At 73.3% G+C, this 18333-nt stretch carries 18 protein-coding genes; 6 read left to right on the plus strand and 12 right to left on the minus strand.

Annotation, left to right across the window (positions count from 1 at the left end; genetic code table 11):
- The first annotated feature begins 85 nt into the window (after positions 1-85).
- Positions 86-265 carry a hypothetical protein gene (locus GXB85_RS15850; protein ID WP_161918632.1) on the plus strand — a complete coding sequence of 60 codons (180 nt, stop codon included), beginning with the start codon at positions 86-88 and terminating at the stop codon, positions 263-265.
- 6 nt (positions 266-271) lie between these two features.
- Here GXB85_RS15850 and GXB85_RS15855 read toward each other — a convergent pair whose 3' ends face one another.
- The 7 genes from GXB85_RS15855 to ehuB form a co-directional block, all read right to left on the minus strand.
- Complete coding sequence (locus tag GXB85_RS15855) at positions 272-2434, minus strand: acyltransferase family protein (RefSeq protein WP_370524291.1); 2163 nt, start codon at positions 2432-2434, stop codon at positions 272-274.
- A 120-nt stretch (positions 2435-2554) separates the two neighbouring features.
- Positions 2555-3139: an NUDIX hydrolase gene (locus GXB85_RS15860; protein WP_161918633.1), complete on the minus strand. Its 585-nt coding sequence runs from the start codon at positions 3137-3139 to the stop codon at positions 2555-2557.
- The gene (locus GXB85_RS15865; RefSeq protein ID WP_161918634.1) at positions 3139-5067 is read right to left on the minus strand and encodes an NHL domain-containing thioredoxin family protein; all 1929 of its coding nucleotides are present in this window, start codon (positions 5065-5067) and stop codon (positions 3139-3141) included. The genes GXB85_RS15860 and GXB85_RS15865 overlap by 1 nt, the downstream gene beginning before the upstream one ends.
- Before the next feature lie 106 nt (positions 5068-5173).
- The gene (gene ehuA, locus GXB85_RS15870) at positions 5174-5989 is read right to left on the minus strand and encodes an ectoine/hydroxyectoine ABC transporter ATP-binding protein EhuA (protein WP_161918635.1); all 816 of its coding nucleotides are present in this window, start codon (positions 5987-5989) and stop codon (positions 5174-5176) included.
- Positions 5979-6626 carry an amino acid ABC transporter permease gene (locus GXB85_RS15875; protein WP_161918636.1) on the minus strand — a complete coding sequence of 216 codons (648 nt, stop codon included), beginning with the start codon at positions 6624-6626 and terminating at the stop codon, positions 5979-5981. Before GXB85_RS15875 ends, ehuA begins: the two co-directional genes overlap by 11 nt.
- On the minus strand, positions 6626-7330 hold the full coding sequence (locus GXB85_RS15880; protein ID WP_161918637.1) for an amino acid ABC transporter permease: 705 nt from the start codon (positions 7328-7330) through the stop codon (positions 6626-6628). The genes GXB85_RS15875 and GXB85_RS15880 overlap by 1 nt, the downstream gene beginning before the upstream one ends.
- Positions 7331-7342: 12 nt before the next feature.
- On the minus strand, positions 7343-8275 hold the full coding sequence (gene ehuB, locus GXB85_RS15885) for an ectoine/hydroxyectoine ABC transporter substrate-binding protein EhuB (RefSeq protein WP_237728333.1): 933 nt from the start codon (positions 8273-8275) through the stop codon (positions 7343-7345).
- A gap of 323 nt (positions 8276-8598) precedes the next feature.
- On the opposite strand from ehuB, the gene GXB85_RS15890 reads away from it, so the two are divergent.
- Positions 8599-9084 carry a hypothetical protein gene (locus tag GXB85_RS15890; protein WP_161918638.1) on the plus strand — a complete coding sequence of 162 codons (486 nt, stop codon included), beginning with the start codon at positions 8599-8601 and terminating at the stop codon, positions 9082-9084.
- A gap of 13 nt (positions 9085-9097) precedes the next feature.
- Here the strand turns inward: GXB85_RS15890 and GXB85_RS15895 are convergent, their stop codons facing one another.
- The 3 genes from GXB85_RS15895 to GXB85_RS15905 all read right to left on the minus strand — a co-directional run bounded on the left by GXB85_RS15895 (position 9098) and on the right by GXB85_RS15905 (position 12561).
- On the minus strand, positions 9098-9313 hold the full coding sequence (locus tag GXB85_RS15895) for a hypothetical protein (protein ID WP_161918639.1): 216 nt from the start codon (positions 9311-9313) through the stop codon (positions 9098-9100).
- Between the two features lie 71 nt (positions 9314-9384).
- Entirely contained in the window at positions 9385-10413 is a 1029-nt protein-coding gene (locus GXB85_RS15900) for a hypothetical protein (protein WP_161918640.1), read from the minus strand.
- Positions 10414-10575: 162 nt separating this feature from the next.
- Positions 10576-12561 (minus strand): adenylyl cyclase, encoded by a 1986-nt coding sequence (locus tag GXB85_RS15905; RefSeq protein ID WP_161918641.1) that lies wholly within the window; start codon positions 12559-12561, stop codon positions 10576-10578.
- A gap of 253 nt (positions 12562-12814) precedes the next feature.
- On the opposite strand from GXB85_RS15905, the gene GXB85_RS15910 reads away from it, so the two are divergent.
- The 4 genes from GXB85_RS15910 to GXB85_RS15925 all read left to right on the plus strand — a co-directional run bounded on the left by GXB85_RS15910 (position 12815) and on the right by GXB85_RS15925 (position 15887).
- A complete protein-coding gene (locus GXB85_RS15910) occupies positions 12815-13639 on the plus strand; it encodes a DUF4397 domain-containing protein (RefSeq protein WP_161918642.1) in 825 nt (274 codons plus the stop codon).
- Positions 13640-13733: 94 nt separating this feature from the next.
- Positions 13734-14444, plus strand: coding sequence for a class F sortase (locus GXB85_RS15915; RefSeq protein WP_370524293.1), 711 nt, complete (start codon positions 13734-13736; stop codon positions 14442-14444).
- The gene (locus GXB85_RS15920) at positions 14441-15070 is read left to right on the plus strand and encodes an RNA polymerase sigma factor (RefSeq protein ID WP_161918643.1); all 630 of its coding nucleotides are present in this window, start codon (positions 14441-14443) and stop codon (positions 15068-15070) included. The genes GXB85_RS15915 and GXB85_RS15920 overlap by 4 nt, the downstream gene beginning before the upstream one ends.
- Positions 15060-15887: an anti-sigma factor gene (locus tag GXB85_RS15925; RefSeq protein WP_161918644.1), complete on the plus strand. Its 828-nt coding sequence runs from the start codon at positions 15060-15062 to the stop codon at positions 15885-15887. Before GXB85_RS15920 ends, GXB85_RS15925 begins: the two co-directional genes overlap by 11 nt.
- 60 nt (positions 15888-15947) lie before the next feature.
- Here the strand turns inward: GXB85_RS15925 and GXB85_RS15930 are convergent, their stop codons facing one another.
- Positions 15948-16178, minus strand: coding sequence for a DUF6458 family protein (locus GXB85_RS15930; RefSeq protein WP_161918645.1), 231 nt, complete (start codon positions 16176-16178; stop codon positions 15948-15950).
- Between the two features lie 92 nt (positions 16179-16270).
- Positions 16271-18004, minus strand: coding sequence for a cytochrome c oxidase assembly protein (locus tag GXB85_RS15935; protein WP_237728334.1), 1734 nt, complete (start codon positions 18002-18004; stop codon positions 16271-16273).
- Positions 18005-18333: the final 329 nt, after the last annotated feature.

Here is an 18333-nt window from a genome sequence, read left to right on the forward strand (position 1 = left end):
GACGCCGGTCCGACCGCGCCCCCTGGACCTGCCGCACAGAGCGGTCGACGCGCGCCCCACGTTCCCCGATGCGAGGGTGGAAGGCATGAAGGCCCTCCTCGTCACCCTGCTCGTGATCTGGCTCGCCGTGTCGCTGCTGGGCGCAGTCATCGAGGGCCTGCTGTGGCTGACGGCGATCGGCGTGCTGCTGATCGTCGCGACCGCCGCCTACGGGTGGTTCAAGCTGCGCCACGCCGTCGGCGGCCGGCAGGCGCCACAGGCCTGACCTGCCTCACCGTCCGACCAGCTCCTCGAGCTCGGTCGCGAGGCGTGGTGCGAGTGCCGTCGCGTAGTCCGCGGCGATGTGGCTGTAGTCGCGGTAGACGACCATGTCGCCGACCACCGGGTAGCACGTGGTGTCGTCGCAGAACGCGTCGTCGAGCTGGATGAGGTGCACGCTCTCGCGGGCGCCGGACTGCCCGACGGCGTCCACGACGGCACTTCCCGTCAGCCCCGTCTCACGCGGGACCGCACAGGCCATGCGGTCGTCAGGGTGCGCCGCCAGGCAGTTGGGCACGTTCTCCCCCTGTGTCCTCGGGACGTCGGAGAGCACGACCACCTCGATGCCGGCCTCGACGAGCTCTGCCCACAGTGCCGTGAACCCGTCGACCCGTGGATCGGCGAGGTCGTGCGCTGCGGATGGCGCCCACTCGTACGCGGTCGTGTACGCGGCCGTCACCACGACGTCGACGTCAGACGCGAGCAGCTCTGCGAGGACGGCGTCCCGCCACACCCCGCAGTCAGCAGCCTCGGCGTCCGTCTGCTCCGAGGCCAGGACGCGCGTGGCGAGGGTGAAGGGGCACGACGCCTTGGTGTACGTCCGGACCGTCCACCCCAGGTCCTCGCCCACTGCCTCCATCGCCGGGAACCACTGCGTGGCGTGGGAGTCCCCGACCATCGCGACGGTGCGGTGCGAGTCAGCGGGGTCGGGGCCGAGGACGCACGAGGCGACCTCGCTGCCTCGGAGGCTCGCCTGACACCCTCGGTAGAGCGGCTCGGTGTTCTGCCGGCTGACGACCTCGGGAGGCGGGACGAGCGCACCCGTCCCCTCGACCGGGTCGCAGCCGTTCGCAGGGTCCAGGGCGGTCGGCCCGACGCACCCCTGACCGGCGGCCTGCTGCGTCGCGGCCTCGGCTGCGGCCGCTCGACGGTCGAGCTCCCAGGTGAGGCCCGTACCGGCGCCCACGGCAACGACCATCCCCAGCGCACCCGCGGCGAACGTCCGCCACGGGGCGGCGGCGAGGACACCCCAGGTACGCGCCGGGTCCTCGACGAGTACCTTGCTCGCCCAGGCGAGGAGGACGGTCAGCACCAGGATCGCCAGCTTGTCGACGGTCCCGAGCGGCGCCCCCGTCGCGTGCGGCCAGACGACGATCAGCGGCCAGTGCCAGAGGTAGACCGAGTACGAGATGTCGCCACCGAACCGCATGGGCGCCAGGGACAACCACCGGGCGGGCGCGAACCTGCTCGCCGTCGTTCCGGCAGCGAGCACCGCGACCGTCCCGAGCACCGGGAGCAGCGCGACCCAGCCAGGGAAAGGCGTCGCGCCGTCGAAGGCGAGCCCTGCTGCGAGCACCGCCGCGAGGCCGGCCCACGCGAGCGGAGCTCGCCACACCTGGCCCGGCAACCCCTTGGCGGCGACGAGGGCGAGCATCGCTCCCGCCGCGAACTCCCAGGCCCGTGCCGGGGTGACGAAGTACGCGAACGACTGGTCCTGCGAGGTCACCCACACCGAGTACCCGAGCGAGACCAGCGCGAGGAGACCGAGCCCTCCGACGAGCACGGAGCTCAGCGAGACGCGTCGGGGGGCGGCCCGCCACAGGGCCGCGAAGCCGAGGAGCAGCACGGGCCACACGAGGTAGAACTGCTCCTCGACGGAGAGCGACCAGTAGTGCTGCGCGACCGTCGGGACGTTGTCGGCCGCCATGTAGTCGACGGCGTCGCCCGCGAGCGCCCAGTTCTGCACGTAGAGAGCACTTGCCACGACCTGTCGCGCCGTCTGGTCCCACATCGTCGCCGGCACCCAGACGAGTGCGGCCACGCTCGACGCCACGAGCACGAGCAGCGAGGCCGGCAGCAGCCGACGCACGCGGCGGGCCCAGAACCTGCGCAACCCGATCGTGCCCGTGCTGACCAGCTCGCGGTGGATGTGCGCCGTGATCAGGAAGCCCGAGATGACGAAGAAGACGTCGACGCCGACGAAGCCTCCGGTGAGGCGGTTCGGCCAGAGGTGGTAGAGCACGACGAGGCCGACGGCGACGGTTCGCAGCCCCTGGATCTCGGGACGGAACCGATCGGCCGCCGCGGGGGCAAGACCCGAGGCGGCGGAGCCCTCACGCAGCGCGCGTCGTGTGCGGAGGTCTCCTCCGGTCGACGCGGTGACCGCACTGGTCACGAACGCCTGCAGGTCTGCTCGGACGTCGCGAGAGTCCTCACTCTCGTCCTCCACTGGTCGCGCAACGGGACGTCCAAGTGTAGGGCCGTCGTCGCGCGCGCCCTCGACCACCCCTGCTCCTCACGTGCGCAGCGCGGCGCGCACCCGGGCGAGGCGGCGCGGTAGGTCAGCCACGGCGCCGTCGGGCAGGGCGTCGACGGCGAACCACGCGACGTCGTGGCTCTCGTCGCTCACCGCGGTGGCGGCCCCGGCGTCCGCGACCAGCGCGTAGCCCACGTCCCAGTGCTCGCGACAGCGGCCGAACGCCGCGCCCAGCGCGTGCCGGTCGACGTCTACGGCGCCGGGCAGCGCGAGCGCGACGTCGGCGATGCCGCTCTCCTCGCGCGCCTCGCGCAGGGCGGCCTGGGCCGGGGTCGCGTCCCCCGGCTCCATGTGCCCGCCGGTCTGCACCCAGAACCCGCCCTTGCGGTGCAGGCACAGCAGCACGTGCGCGAGGTCGGGGCTCAGCACGAACCCGCTCACGGTCAGGTGCTCGGGCCCGCCGTCGCGCCGCACCGCGTCGCCACCGCGCGCGTCGAGCAGGGCGAGGTACTCGGCGCGGAGCGCCGTCTGCTCCGGGCCCGACGGCGTCCAGCCGGTCAGGTCTGCGGTCGCGCCCCGGGCGAGGCCCGCCCAGGCGGCCGTCGCGGCGCCGTCGTCGGGCATCAGCCGTGCAGCGGGAGGGTCAGCACCGCCGGACCGCCGTCGACCACGCGCACCGGGACGCCCCAGTCCTGCTGGTTGAGGTGGCACGCGGGGAACTCGATCGACGGGTCGGCGTCGCACGACGCGGCCTGCGCGGTCACGTGCAGCACGCCCTCGGTGACCTCGGGGTTGATCCGCAGCACGCGCTCGAGCGGCACGTCGTCGCCCGCGCCGTCGAGCAGCAGCTCGGGCGGGGAGGCCGACACCTGGAGGCGGGTCGAGGGGCCGTACCGGTCGTCGTACTTCTGGCCGGTGGCGGGGGTGAAGACGACGTCGAGGCGCACCTCGCCGCCGCCGATCTCGGAGACCGGCCGCTGCGTGCGGTGTGCACCCGCGTCGAGGATCTCGCCCGTGAGCCCCACCGGCAGGCGCAGCCGCGTCAGCCGGTGCGCGGCGGACTCGACCACCAGCAGGTCGAGCGCGCCGTCGTCGTGCACCTCGACCAGCAGGCCCGAGGGTTCGGCGAGGTCGCGCGCGAGGGTCGTGACCTCGCCCGGTCCGTCGGGGGCCGGGGCCCAGCGGCGGATCGCGCCGTTGTAGGTGTCGGCGATCGCGACCGAGCCGTCGGGCAGCGCGGCGACGGCGAGCGGGTGCTGGAGCAGCGCCTGGTCGGCCGGGCCGTCGCGGTGGCCGAAGTCGAACAGCCCGGCGCCGACGGCGGTGCGCGCGGTGACGGACGCGCCGTCGGTCGGTTCGAGCCAGCGCAGCGCGGACACCTCGGAGTCGGCGAGCCAGATGCGGCCGTCCGGGCCGACGGCGAGCCCGGACGTCTGGGCGAACCACGCATCGCGCCCCGGCCCGTCGAGCAGGCCCTCGTTCATGGTGCCGGCGAGGTGCGTGATCGAACCCTCCTTGAGGTCGAGGGCCCAGATCGTGTGGTTGCCGGCCATCGCGACGACGAACGCCGCGAGGTCCTGCGACCAGGCGACGTCCCACGGCGAGGTGAGGTTGATCCGCAGCGGGTCGCCCGCGTAGTCGCTGCCCGTACGGTCGGCGGTCGGGTGGTCGTCGACGACGTTCTCCGCCCCGCCCACCATGAACTGGCGCCCGGTGCCGGCCACCGTGGTCACCGCGCCGTCGGAGAGGCGCACCGTGCGGATGGCGTGGTTGACCGTGTCCGCGACCACGACGTCCGCGTCGACCCACGGGCGCAGCTCGTCCGGCACAAGGCACAGGCCGTTGGGCTCGGAGAACCGGGCGTCGTCGGGGCCGCCGTCGGCGAGGCCGCGCTCGCCCGAGCCGATGCGGCGGACGAGCGTCTCGCCGTCGGGCGCGAGCTCGGCCAGGGAGTGGTGGCCGGCATCCGCGACCAGCAGGTTGCCGTTGGGCAGGCGGACCGCCTTGGCCGGGAAGCGCAGGGTCGACGACGTCGCGGGCGGGGGCACGTAGGGACCGTCGCCGCGGTGCAGGGTGCCCTTCGCCTCGTGCTCGGCGACCAGCTCCCGCACCAGCACCGCGAGGTTGTGCTTGTGCCCCTCACCGGCCATGTGGGCGACGATGTAGCCCTCCGGGTCGATCACCACGAGCGTGGGCCAGGCGCGGGCGCTGTAGGCCGACCAGGTGGTGAGCTGCGGGTCGTCGAGCACGGGGTGGTGCACCTCGTAGCGCTCGACGGCGGCGGCGAGGGCCACCGGATCGGCCTCGTGGACGAACTTGGGCGAGTGCACGCCCACGATCACGAGCACGTCGCGGTGCTGCTCCTCGAGCTCGCGCAGCTCGTCGAGCACGTGCAGGCAGTTGATGCAGCAGAAGGTCCAGAAGTCGAGGATCACGACCTTGCCCCGCAGGTCGGCCAGCGTGACGTCCTTGCCGCCCGTGTTCAGCCAGCCGCGGCCCACGAGCTCGGACGCGCGGACGCGGGGCAGGCGGCGGGTGCTCTGGTCGCTCACACCGGTAGTGAACACGAGCGCGCCCGACGACGTTCCGTCCGGCCGCTGGGTGGGCGGCTTCGTCGGGAACGCTCCACACCAGGGTGGGCACCCGGCCACGCGCGCGTCAGAGGACGGCCTGGAGGAACTCCCGGGTGCGTGGCTCGGTGGGGTTGCTGAACATCACGTCCGGCGCGGCCTCCTCGATGATGCGGCCGTGGTCGAACATGAGCACGCGGTTCGAGACCTCCTGGGCGAACTGCATCTCGTGCGTGACGATCAGCATGGTGATGTCGGTGTTCTTCGCGACCTCGCGCAGCACGCCCAGCACCTCCCCCACGAGCTCGGGGTCGAGGGCCGAGGTGACCTCGTCGAGCAGCAGGATCTCGGGGTCCATCGCGAGCGCCCGCGCGATCGCGACGCGCTGCTGCTGACCGCCGGACAGCTGCGTGGGGTGGGCGTCGGCCTTGTCGCCGAGCCCCACCTGCTCGAGCAGCTCGCGCGCCCGGGCCTCGGCCTCGTCCTTGGACCGGCCGAGCACGTGGATCGGTGCCTCGGTGATGTTCTCGAGCACGTTCATGTTCGGGAACAGGTTGAACTGCTGGAACACCATGCCGATGCGCCGCCGCACCCGGGCGACGTCCTTGGGCTTGCGCTCGACGCGCTTGCCGTTGCGCTCCTCGAACGTGAGCGGGTCACCGTCCACGTAGATGTAGCCGCCCGTGAGGTGCTCGAGCGTCATGAGCAGCCGCAGGATCGTCGTCTTGCCCGAGCCGCTGGGGCCGATCAGCGTGACGCGCTCGCCCTTGGCGACCGTGAAGTTCAGGCCGTTGAGGACGACGGTGTCGCCGAACTTCTTGACGACGTCCTGGAAGACGATGCGAGGCGCGTCACCGCTGGTCGAGCCGTCCGCGGGCCCACCTGTGGGGTTGTCAGTAGGCAAGTCTCTTCTCCAATCGGCGCATGAGCACGGCCGTGGGATAGCTGGCGGCGAGGAAGATCAGGCCGGCGATCGTGAACGCCTCGACGTAGGTGAAGTTCTCCCCGCCGTACTCGCGGGCGGAGGTGACCATCTCGGCCACGCCGATGACGATGAGGAACGGCGTGTCCTTGAACATCGCGATCGCCCAGTTGCCGAGCGAGGGCAAGGTCGCGCGCAGCGCCTGCGGCACGATCACCGCTCGCCACGTGCGGCTCTTCGGGAGCGAGAGCGCGGTGGCGGCCTCCCACTGTCCCTTGCGGATCGACTCGATCCCGGCACGGTACGACTCGGCCATGTACGTCGAGTAGTGCACGCCGAGCACGATGAACGCGATCGTCATGACGTCGAGCTGCACGAACACGTAGTAGAGGAAGAACGCCTGCAGCGGCAGCGGCGTCATGCGGATGACGTCGAGCACCCAGGCGAGCACCTTGCTGACGGGCGTCGGCAGCTCCCGCAACGCGACCGCCCAGACCAGACCGAGCGCCGCGGCGATGAGCGAACCGACCACCGTGAGCACCAGCGTCTTCGTGACGAAGGCCTCGAGCAGCAGGGGGAAGACGCCCGCGGCGTCCTGCCAGTCCCAGTTGATCCCCATCAGGCCACCGCCCCTGCCGTCGCCTGCGCCGTCTGCGCCTTGGTGGGCGCGAGCCCGAGCTTGCGCTGGGCGCGCCGCTCGAGCATGCGCAGCACCGTGGAGAAGCCGAGCGAGATCAGGTAGTAGAGCGCGAACCCGACGCCGAAGGCGAAGTACGTGCCCTCGGTGCGGCGCAGCTCGTCGACCACGAACGTGAGGTCGTGCAAGAAGATCAGGAGCGCCAGGGCCGTGCCCTTGACCAGCATCACCATGAGGTTGTTGAGGCCGGGCAGCATGAGCGCCCACGCCTGCGGCCAGATGATGCGGCGCATCTTGGTCACCCACGGCATCGAGAGCGCGGTGGTGCCCTCCCACTGCGCCTTGGGTACGGCGTTGAGCGAGCCGCGCACCACCTCGGCGCCGTACGCGCCGTAGTTGAGGCCCAGCGCGACGATGCCCGCGGCCATCGACTCGAGCCGGAAGCCGAGCTGGGGGAGCACGAAGAACAGCCAGAACAGCTGCACCACGAGCGACGTCCCGCGGAAGAACTCCACGAGCACCCGCGAGACCCCGCGGACCACGCCGATCTCGGAGATCGAGCTCAGCCCGAGGGCGACCGCGATGACGAAGGCCAGCGCGGCGCCCCCGAGCGAGAGCTGGAGAGTGATCTGGATGCCTGACCACAGCTGTGGCCAGGCATCCAGCAGAGACTCAAAGAAGTCCAAGGAGTCGCTCGATCACTCGGCGTCGGGCAGCTCGCCGGCGCACAGCATCTCGGTGGTGATGTCCTCGGTAGGACGCTCGGCCTCGCTGAAGCCGAACTCGCCGAGCACGCGCTCGAACTCTGCCGAGTCGCCGATGATCTGTGCCGAGGCCTCGTTGTAGGCCTCACGCAGGTCGTCGTCCTCGGGGCGGAAGACGGTGCCACCGGCACCGACCTGCTCCTTGCCGTCGACCACGGCGACGAACGCGTCGGTCACCTCGACGGGGGCGTCGGGGTTGTTCTCCGCGAGCGCACGCAGCGAGATGCCGGTGAGCGCGAACACGTCGGCGCGACCGCTGACGACGGCGTCGAGGCCGTCCGTCGGGGAGCCGACGTCCATCGAGTCGATACCGAGGCTGGTGGCGTAGCCGTCCTCGATCGCACCGCTCATCGCGGCGAACGTGACGTCGTCGGCCTCAGCGACGTCCTGCATGTTCTCCAGGCCCATCGGGTTGCCCTCGGGAACCATGAAGGCCGTCGTGTACATGATCTCCGGGATGGAGAAGTCGGCCTGCTCGCAGCGCTCCGGGAGGATCGACATGCCGGCGCTGATCGCGTCGAAGCGACCCGCGTTGAGGCCCGGGATGAGGGAGTCCCACTCGACGAGCTGGCCCTCGACGTTGTCGATGCCGAGCTCGGCGAACACCTCCTCGTGCAACGCGATGACGGCGCCCGTGAGCTCGCCGTCGTCGTCGAGGTAGCTGTAGGGCTCCTCACCCGCGATGCCGACGGTGATGGTGCCGGCGTCCTGGAGCTCGGCGAGGATGCCGCCCTCCGAGGAGCTGTCGCCGCCGGCGGTCTCGCCGCCGTCCTCGCCGGTGGTGCTGGTGCAGGCGGCGAGCAGGCCCAGGGCCAGCACGCCCGCCCCGGCCGTCAGCGCGCCCTTGCGGCGCGTCATGCTCGTCATGAGAGTCCCTTCGGTTGGACGAGGCAAAGCCCCACTGCCGCAGGCCGTCAGGCCCCCAACGCAGGAAAGTCGCCCCGAATGGTCATGGCGCGTCGACCAACTTAGGCAGATGGTCACGACAGGGGCAAAGGGAGGTCATGCATGCCCCCCGGGGTGCACGGAGCGGCTCGCGCGGGCGCCAGATCCGCCCTCTGACCTGCGGCGTCACCGCTGCGTGCCGCCGCCTCCGCGTCGCGCGCGGACGCGCGTCCTCGCAGGTCAGATCGTTACCTTCTCGAAACATTGAGGCGGTGCGACCGCCCTGACCGGGGCACACTCGGAGCATGCGGATCGAGCTCACGATCGACGAGATTCTTGCCCTGGCGCGCGCCGCCGCGCCCCTGCCGCCGGTGGTCGCAGACGTCCGTGCGGCCGACGACGGCGTGCACGTCACCCTCGATCTGCGCGAGCTGCCCGGTGTGACCGGCGCGCAACGGATCGCGGTGCGGATGGCCGGTACGGCCGAGGTGGTCGCGCGCCTGCACGGGTTCGCCGACGGCGTGGCCACGCTCGACCTCGACGTCGCGGTGCGCGGGCTGCCGGTCGACCGGCTCGTGGGTCTGCTCGGCGACCGGCTCGTGAGGACGCTCGAGGCCCAGGGTGTGCCGTGTGGCGCGGTGACCCTCGTCCAGCAGCCCGAGCTGGCTGCGCGGGTCGACGTGCAGCACGTCCTCGCGGAACGCGTCACGGGGGTGCGCCTGACGTCCCTCGAGGTCGACGGCGGTCGGGTGCGGGGCGAGATCGACCTCGGCGCGGTCACGCTCCGGTGAGCGGGTCAGCGCGTCAGCCCTGGGCGCGCACCCGGCCCACGACGCGCACGTCCACGGGCACACCGTCGACGTGCTCGGGCAGCCCGGCGCCGTCGGCGTCCTCGACGAGGTTGACCACGAGGCAGTAGCCGTCGGCTCGGCGACGCAGGCCCACCTGGACGCCGCTGCGGCCCGCGAGCGCCGCGCGCAGGTGCGCCTTGGCCACCCTGGCCTGCTCGATCTCCGTCACGGTCCCTCGCTCACCGCCCTGTCCGGACGGGCTCGCGGCGCGGCGAGGACGTCCCGTCGCGCGGGCGGGCGTCACCTCAGCAGCGTCGCGCCGACCTTCTCGAGCACCGTCGCGATCGGGTTGAGGTACGTCAGCCCGGTCCCATTCTCGCCCCCGCTCTCGGAGCCAGCAAAGAGCAGGCCGACGGCGGCGCCGTCGGCCGTGCGGTAGACGAGCGAGCCGCTGTCACCGCCGCGCGAGAACGGCCCGGCACCCAGACCCTCGACCTCGATCTGGTCGTCGAAGCCGATCTCACCCACGCCGGGCCCGTATCCGACCACGACGTCGTCGAGCTCGATCGCCGTGACGCGCCCGCGGGTCACTCCCGTGGTGCGGCCGATCTTCTCGACCTCCTCGGCCCCCTCCACCTGGGCGAGCTCGGTCACGCGTCCCACGGGATAGGTGGGGTCGACCTCCGAGGCGTCGAGCAGTGCCGTCGCGGCGTCCACGTAGGCCGCCTCGCCGGGCTCGAGCTCGACCACGCGTGCGAGCTCGCCCACCTTGTCGCGCGGGTCGACGCCGCCGTCGGCCGGGCCCGGCTGGAGGATCGCGTCCCCCGCCTGGGCGCGCGCCGACCCGGCGAGCACGTGGAAGTTCGACAGCGCGTGCAGCACGCCCTCGACCTGCACGAACGCCCCGAGCGTGCCCGCGCTCACGTCCACGTGCGCGATCGAGACGCCCGGGCGCAGCGGGCGCACTCGACCGGTCTCGCCGAGCGCCTGGGCCGTCACGACGGGTGGACGCGGGCCGACGCCCCGCGGCAGCGACGGCGGCACGGCGCGGATGCGACCCGTGCGTCGCACGTCGACGGCGGGACCCGCGTGCTCGGCCACGCGGCGCGCGACCATGCGCGCCGTCGGCACGCCGAGCCGGTACCGCACGGCAAGCCCGTAGCCGCCGTCGGACTGCGGGGAGAGCCCCAGGCTCACGCCGAGCGACGAGCGCACGCCCGCGGCGGCGTCGTCGGCCTCGAGACCGCGCGCCTCGACCTTGCCCGCGAGCAGCTCCCGCACGAACCCCGCGGCCTCGACCTTCGCCGCGCGCGCCGTCACCAGATCCATGTGCGCTCTCCCCCCGCTCGTCCCCCAGCCTGCACCCACCCGCCGACACCCGCCCTGCCGAGACGACGACGTGAGCGCGGGTGCCCGGGCGGGGCCGACGACGACCTCCGCCCCGCCCGGGCCGTGGGAACGGTTACGCGCGCCGGGGCGCGCTACCGCTGGTCACGGGTACTCCGCCACGTAGGCCGGCACTCCCGTGTTGGTGTTGTCCACCTGGCCGCCCACGCCATTGACGACGTGCTCGATGGTCCCCGCGCTCAGGTTGACGGTCATGATGTGGTGCAGCCGCACACCGGGCCGCTGCGGCACCTCGAACCCGTTCTCGGTGACGATCTCCGGGTTGTTCTGGTTGAACACGTAGACGCCGCCGCCCCAGAGCTCGTGCGTGCGCACCTTGTCGCCCACCTTGTACCCGGCCCAGCCGAGCGTGCCGTCGGGCTCGGTCCAGTCGGCCTGGGTGGGCGGGTCGTACGGGAGCTCGTTCTGGTAGAGCACCACGCGTCCGCGCTCGCCGTTCCAGATCGTGTTGTGCTCCTGGAAGTGCTCGACGAACAGGCCGGTCGCGGTCACGTCGTCGCCGTTGACCACCACGCCCACACGCCCGGTGTTGGTGCGCCAGCGCTCGGTGTCGCCGTTGACGCCCTCGGTGAAGCCCTCGACGCCGTGGTCCGCACGCCACACCCAGGTGTGGTCGATCAGCACGTCGTCGGCGTTGACCTCGAGCGCGACGTCGGTCTTGCCCACGTGCGGGCCGCCCACGCGGAAGTAGACGTCGCTCAGCGTGATCGGGCCCAGGCCCTTGCCGCCGTGCCCGTGACCCCAGCCCCGGCCCTTGCCGTGACCCCAGCCCTTGCCCTTCTTCTCGCCCACGCGCAGCAGCACGGGCGACTCCTCGGTCCCGGCGTCGATCGTCACGCCGGCCACCACGATCCCGGCCGCGTCCGCGACGGTGAGCGGGACGGCGCCGTCGACGGCGGTCAGCGTCGCGTGGCCAAGCCCCAGCACCACGGTGCCGGGACGCGTCACGGCGATCGACTGCGCGACGTCGTACACGCCGGGGCTGAGCAGCAGGTGCTTGCCGCGCGCGAGGGCCCGGTTGATCGTGCGCACCGAGTCGGACGGCGTCGCGACGTGGAACTGCGTGAGGGAGAGCGTGCGGCCCGGCGTCATGCCGTCGGCCCACGTGATGCCCCGCGTGCCCGTCGCGGCCGAGGGCACGCGCACGTTCCACGCACCCCGCCGGTCCACGAACAGGTACGGCTTCTCGCGGCTCACGGGGGTCTCGTCGAGCGTCGTGTACGGCGGGTCGGGGAAGGTCGCGTCCGACGGCGCGCCCTCGACGCCCGCGAACACCTGGTTCCACACGGCGTTCGACCAGCTGCCCACGACGCTGTTGCGCGTGAGCCACTGCTGCTGCGAGCCGTTCGTGACGTCGCCGAACCGCGAGTCCGCGATGAACCCGCCGCTCGCGTACTGCGGGCCGGCCGTGCAGTAGTCCATGAGCGAGAAGCCCGGGCGGCCGTCCCCCGTCAGCACGTCGAGGCGGCGCACCGAGACGGCCTGCGAGACGGCCCAGAAGTTCGCCGTCGCGCGGCAGTCGTCCTGCCCGGTCGCGTCGATGTCCAGGGTCAGGTTGGACAGCGTGCGCCAGAAGTTCACCAGCGCGATGCAGTTCGGGTTGGCCGGGTCGTCCGAGAGGCAGCGGTTGTAGGCCTCGATCTTGCCGTGCACGACGACGTCGCCCGGGGACGCGCCGAGGCCGGCGACCTCCGTGTAGTAGCCGACCTTGAGGTGCAGCGGCTGCTCGGCGCTGCCGTAGGTGCCGGGCAGGAAGAGCAGGCTGTGCCGGTTGGTGCCCATCTCGTCGTCCACCTGCTGCGCGTGCAGGGCGTCGACGGTCTCCTGGATCTCGTCCGCGGGCATGCTCGGATCGAGCACGACGACGTTCGGCCCCAGGTCGGGCGTGCGGGCGTGGTGGCCGGGCGGGCCGGCCACGGCCGCGGGGACCGCGAGCGCGAGGCCGCCGAGCGCGGCGACCAGCGCGGGAGCCGCACGGCGTGCGAACCGCCGTCGGGCGGGGTGCGGCGCGGGGGCCGCGGGACCCGACGTGACGCCTCCGGGGCGCCGTCGGGCAGGGAGCTGGACCATCCGAGTTCCTCTCCGTCGAGGTGTCCTCCGGCGGGTCGCCGGGGGTCGGGGTGCGCCGTCGGCCGGACGGCGCGCAAGGGGGCCCGCGCTCACCCAAGCACCGCAGGACGCTGCTCCACAAGAGTGAACTGGGACCGGTCTCATCCGGGTCGAGAAGTCTCTTCGCATCTGCTGCATCCAGATGTGGGGGGCGTCACGTAGTAGAGGCGTCAACCAGTTCAGGCCCTCCGGGGTCGTCACGAAGGAGATCCAGATGCGCACCCGAGTCGCAGCTGCCGGTACCGCCGGCCTCGCCCTCGCCCTCGCGGCCGCCGTCCCGGCCACCGCCGCCACCGACGACGCCGCCTCGCTGTCGGTGCTCCACGGCGTGCCCGACCTGACGGTCGACGTCTACGTCAACGGCGAGCTCACGCTCGACGACTTCGAGCCCGGCGACCTGGCCGGGCCGCTCGAGCTCCCGGCCGACACCTACGCGGTCGCGATCACGGCCGCGGACGCCGCGGACGACAGCTCGCCCGCGATCGGCCCCGTGGACCTGCCGCTCGAGGCGGGCATGAGCTACACCGCCGTCGCGCACCTCGACGCCTCGGGCAACCCGACCGCGACGCTGTTCACCAACGACATGTCGCAGACCGCCGCGGGCGAGGGCCGGCTCACGGTCCGCCACACCGCAGCGGCCCCCGCCGTCGACGTGCTCGCCGGCGGCAGCCCGGTGATCGAGAACCTCGCCAACCCGGACGAGGCGTCGCTCGACCTCCCGGCCGGCACCGTCTCGGCCTCCGTCGCCGCGACCGGCACCACCGACCCGGTGATCGGCCCGGCCGACGTCAACGTCGCCGAGGGCGTCCACACGATCGTCTACGCGTGGGGCAGCCTCGACGCCGACAACCTCGACCTCGCCGTCCAGACGATCGAGGGCCTGCACTCGTCGCCGTCGGGCGTGCCCTCGGGTGAGCTGGGCCTCGCGGCCGACAACCAGACCAACGGCTGGCTGATCGGTGGTGCGCTGCTCGTCGCCGCCGCCGGTGCCGCGCTGGTCGCCCGCCGTCAGCAGGCGCTCACCGCCGAGCGTCGCTGACCTCCAGGTCGGGGTGCGGCGTCCGGAGCCTGGCGCCGCACCCCGACCGCACGTCCGCAGTCCGCGACCAGCGACCGATCCGAGAGGCAGTCCCGTGACACGCATCGACCAGCGCGGCTCCGACGCCCGCGCCGACCAGCCCCGGACGGGCCGCCGCGCCCGCCTGGCGATGGTGGGCCTGGCCGTCGTCGTCGGACTGGTCGGGTGCGCACCGGCCGACGACGACGGTCCTCGACCCGAGGCGTCCGCACCCGCGGCGGCGCCCAGCCCCACACCCACCCCCGCACCGCGCCCGGTACCCGACGTGCCGGTCACTGACGCGGGGATCGACGAGGTCGAGGCGGTGGCCGCGGTGCCGCCGGTGGACCTCAGCATCCCGTCGCTCGACGTGAGCCTGCCGATCGACGAGGTGGGCGTGGCCGAGGACGGGCAGATGGAGATCCCGCCGCTCGCCGAGCGCGGTGGCTGGTACCGGTACGGCGCCGCACCCGGCGACCCCGAGGGCACCGCGGTGATCGCGGCGCACGTGGACTCGGTCGCGTCGGCCGGCGTCGGCCCGTTCGCCCGGCTCGGCGAGGCGCAGGTGGGTGACGAGGTGCAGGTGGTGCGGGCCGACGGCGCGGTGGTGACCTACGCGGTCACCGGTGTCGAGCGCATCGCGAAGCCCGCCGTCGAGTGGCCCGACGTGTTCGTGCGCGGCGGCCCCGCCCGGCTCGTGCTCGTGACGTGCGGTGGTACGTTCCAGCGGCAGGCGCGCAGCTACTCCGACAACGTCATCGTCACGGCGGAGCCGGTCGGTGGATGATGTCCGCGACGGCGCTCGCACCCGCCCCGACGACGAGGAGGCCCCGGCTGACCAGCCCCCGCCACCCGACGACGTCCGCTCCCCCCGCGTGGTCGGACGACGAGGTCGCGCGCGCGTTCGCCGTGGGTGACGAGGCCGCGCTCGCCGAGGCGTTCCGCCGCTGGTCCCCGTTGGTCCACACGCTGGCCCTGCGGACGTTGCGCAGCACGCACGACGCCGAGGACGTGACCCAGCAGGTGTTCGTCAACGCGTGGCGCGGCCGGGCCGGGTTCGACGCGGACCGGTCGCTCGCGGGATGGCTCACCGGCATCACGCGCAACGTGGTGGTCGACGTGCTGCGCCGCCGCTCGCGGGACCAGCGCGACGCGGTTGCCGTCGCGGCCGACGGCGTGCCGGTGGCCACCGACGCCGAGGTCGCGTCCGTGGCCGAGCGGCTCACCATGGCCGACGAGCTGGCCCGCCTGGGCGAGCCGCAGCGGACCATCCTCTCGCTCGCCTTCTACGACGACCTCACGCACGACCAGATCTCCGAGCGGCTCGACCTGCCGCTCGGCACCGTCAAGAGCCACATCCGACGTAGCCTTCTGCGGCTGCGCGACCGACTGGAGGTGACCCGTGCACGTTGACGACGACGCCCTCGCGCTCCTCGCGCTCGGGGAGACCCCGTCGGCCGCCGACGCCGAGCACCTGCGCACGTGCGAGCGGTGCACGCGCGAGCTCGCCGCGCTCACCGACGTGGTGCGCGTGGGCCGCTCCGTGACCGACGACGACGTGCTGGTCGCGCCCGCGGCCGACGTGTGGGGCCGCATCTCCGACGAGCTCGCCCTCGGCACGGGCGGAGCGGGCGGTGGCTCGGGCACCGGGCTCCAGGCGGCCCCGTCGCTCGCCTCGGTCCCGGACGCAGGCTCCGAGAACCGCACGTCGGAACCCTCGACGCCAGATGCTCCCGCGACGCCGTCGGGCACCGCGCCCGACGGCGACCTCGCCGCGGTGGTGCCCCTGCGTCGCCGTCGGGCAGCGCCGTGGATCGCCGCCGCGGCGGCTGCCGGCGTCGTGGCCGGTGGTGCGGGCGGCGCGTGGTGGGCCGGCCAGGACACGAGCCCTGCTCCCGCCGTCGTCGCCCAGGCCTCCCTCGACCCGCTCCCCGGCTGGCAGGCCACGGGCGAGGCCGTGGTCGAGGAGTCGGACGACGGCACGCGCACCCTGGTGCTCGACCTCGACGCGCCCACCGGCGACGACGCGTTCCGCGAGGTCTGGCTGATCGACCGCGACGTGACGCGCCTGGTCAGCCTGGGCGTGCTCGACGGCACCGAGGGCCGGTTCACCGTGCCGAGCGGCCTCGACCTGAGCGACTTCGCCGTCGTCGACGTGTCCGAGGAGCCCTACGACGGCGACCCGGCGCACTCGGGCGACAGCATCCTGCGCGGTCTGCTCGACACCTGACGCACGAACGGCCGCCCGCACCGCGAGGGGTGGGACGGCCGTCGTCGTGCGCGGTCGCGCTCAGCGCACGGGCGGGGGCGTGCGGTCGTCGTAGCGCTCGACGACCTCACGGTGCGAGGTGTTCGCCCGCTGGCGGGTGTAGACCATGCCGAGGATCAGGGCGATGATCCCGGCCGCGATGCAGATGTAGCCGACGATGTTCAGGTTCACGACCTCCCACGTGTCGGGAGCGATCGCGAAGGCCAGGATCGCGCCGACGACGATGAGGAAGATGCCGCTGCCGATGCCCATGGTCGAACCTCCTTGTCAGCGGGCGGGGGCGCCGCCCGTTCGACCACGAGGGTCCCGCAGGTGCGCGCGACGCGCCTGTTGAACGGGCAGGTTCACCCTCGTTCGCGACCCAGGCGCTCGAGCATCGCGTTGTACTCGGCGAGCTCGGCGTCACCGTCGCGCTCGGCCGCGCGGTCCCGACGACGGGCCGTGCGCTCGTCGTCCCGCGTCCACGAGACCGCGAGGACGATCGCGAGCGCGAGCATGGGCAGCTCGCTGATCCCCCACGCGACGGCTCCGCCGATCTGCTGGTCCTCGATCGCCGACGGCCCCCACGGCCGGCCCAGCAGCCCGAACCAGCGCGGCACCAGCAGCGTCTCGTCGCTCACCAGGGCGACCCCGAAGAACGCGTGGAACGCCATGGTCGCGAACAGCAGCACGAGGCGTACGGGGTAGGCCGGGCGGCGCGGGCCGGGGTCGATGCCCACGAGCGCGTTGACGAACAGGTACCCCGCGAGGGTGAAGTGGGCGATCATCGCGAGGTGGCCCACGTAGGTGGTCAGCGCGAGCTCGAACAGGTCGGTGTAGTAGAAGACGATCATCGAGCCGGCGAAGTTGACCGCCGCGACCACCGGGTGCGCGAAGAAGGTCGCCCAGCGCGAGTGCACCAGGCCGAGCAGCCACTCGCGCGGACCGCGTGAGCCGTCGGTGCGTGCGGGCAGCGCGCGGGCCGCGAGCGTCACGGGTGCCGAGAGCGCGAGGAAGATCGGCACCACCATCACCAGCACCATGTGCTGCACCATGTGCGCGCTGAACAGCACGTGCCCGTAGACGGCCGCACCGCCCGAGGTGGCCCAGGCGAGCACGACGACGCCCGTCACGAGGCTCACGGTGCGGCCGAGCGGCCAGGCGTCGCCGCGGGCGCGCAGGCGACGCACCCACCGCAGGTAGACGACGACGGCGGCCAGGCAGCCGAGGGCCGGCAGCAGGTCCCACCGGAAGCTCGTGAGCCAGAGCGTCGCCGTGGGTTCGGGCGGCAGCGGGTGGCCGGTCACGAGCTCAGCCGGCGTGGGCGCGGCGGGGGGCTCGAGCGGCGTGGGCGGCTCGGTCGCACCGAGCGCGGCGGCGACGCCCGACACCGCACCCATGACGGCGAGCTCGACGGCCACCAGCCGCCAGAAGAGGGCAGGTGCGCGGGGGCCCGCGGGGCCCGACGCCGGCACCTCGAGGCGCGGGATGGTCACACGGCGGTGCCACCAGCCGAGGGCGCCGAGGGCCGCGGTGAGCGCGACCTTGGCGAGCACGAGCAGGCCGTAGCGCGTGGTGAACCCGTCGACGCCGCCCAGGCGCGGGACGGCGTTGACGATCCCCGAGACGCCGACGGCGACGAGCGACCACGCCGCGATCGGTGAGTACCGCGCGACGGCGACGCGCAGGTCCGGGCCCAGGCGGTGCGCGACGAGCGCGAGCGCCGCGAGGCCACCGAGCCACAGCGCGGCTCCCGTGAGGTGGAGGAACATCGAGGACAGCGCGAGCTCGTGGTTGCTCGCCCCCGCGGCGTGGCCGGTGGTCGACTGCATGACCAGCGCGGTGGTGGCCAGCAGCGCCGTGACGAGGGCGCCCCGCGGCCCCGTGACGAGCAGGGCGACCGCGCTGGTCAGCGCAGCGACCACGGTGATCGCGAGGAGCGTGCGGCCCAGTGAGATCGAGGTGAGGAAGACGCCGAGCTGGGCGCCGAAGCCCGGGTCGCTCGGGGAGGTGCCCGCGACGCTCGCGTACGTCAGCACCAGGTGCGCGACGCGCGCCGTGGCCCACACGCCGGCCGCGACCGAGACGACGAGCATCATCGAGGGCCAGGCGTCACCGTGGCCCGATCCCTGCGAACGGCCGGATGCACCGGCGGCGCCAGTGCGGCGGTCGGCCGGTCCGTCCTGGCGACCTGACGCGCGGCCGGCGGCGGGCCGGTGGCGCGGCAGCACGACGGCGGCCAGCACGGCACCGCCGATCGCGACGGCCGCCGTGATCTCGGCGAGCGCCGTCAGCGCGGGTAGGCCCCAGCGCGCGGCGGGGCCGGGCTTCAGCAGCGCGCTCCGGGCCGGCGCCCCCCGCCCACGGCAGGGGGGGGGGCGCCGGGGGCGGGGGGGGGGGGGGACACGAAATGGGCGGGGGGGGAGGT

Origin of the sequence: Cellulomonas sp. APG4, from assembly GCF_009996735.1 — a bacterium.
GTDB lineage: Bacteria > Actinomycetota > Actinomycetes > Actinomycetales > Cellulomonadaceae > Actinotalea.

Coding starts and splice junctions, on each gene's coding strand:
- GXB85_RS15850 (WP_161918632.1), top strand. CDS start 86: ATGAAGGCCCTCCTCGTCACCCTGCTCGTGATCTGGCTCGCCGTGTCG.
- GXB85_RS15860 (WP_161918633.1), bottom strand. CDS start 3,139: ATGCCCGACGACGGCGCCGCGACGGCCGCCTGGGCGGGCCTCGCCCGG.
- GXB85_RS15875 (WP_161918636.1), bottom strand. CDS start 6,626: ATGGGGATCAACTGGGACTGGCAGGACGCCGCGGGCGTCTTCCCCCTG.
- ehuB (WP_237728333.1), bottom strand. CDS start 8,275: ATGACGAGCATGACGCGCCGCAAGGGCGCGCTGACGGCCGGGGCGGGC.
- GXB85_RS15890 (WP_161918638.1), top strand. CDS start 8,599: ATGCGGATCGAGCTCACGATCGACGAGATTCTTGCCCTGGCGCGCGCC.
- GXB85_RS15900 (WP_161918640.1), bottom strand. CDS start 10,413: ATGGATCTGGTGACGGCGCGCGCGGCGAAGGTCGAGGCCGCGGGGTTC.
- GXB85_RS15905 (WP_161918641.1), bottom strand. CDS start 12,561: ATGGTCCAGCTCCCTGCCCGACGGCGCCCCGGAGGCGTCACGTCGGGT.
- GXB85_RS15910 (WP_161918642.1), top strand. CDS start 12,815: ATGCGCACCCGAGTCGCAGCTGCCGGTACCGCCGGCCTCGCCCTCGCC.
- GXB85_RS15920 (WP_161918643.1), top strand. CDS start 14,441: ATGATGTCCGCGACGGCGCTCGCACCCGCCCCGACGACGAGGAGGCCC.
- GXB85_RS15930 (WP_161918645.1), bottom strand. CDS start 16,178: ATGGGCATCGGCAGCGGCATCTTCCTCATCGTCGTCGGCGCGATCCTG.
- GXB85_RS15935 (WP_237728334.1), bottom strand. CDS start 18,004: ATGATGCTCGTCGTCTCGGTCGCGGCCGGCGTGTGGGCCACGGCGCGC.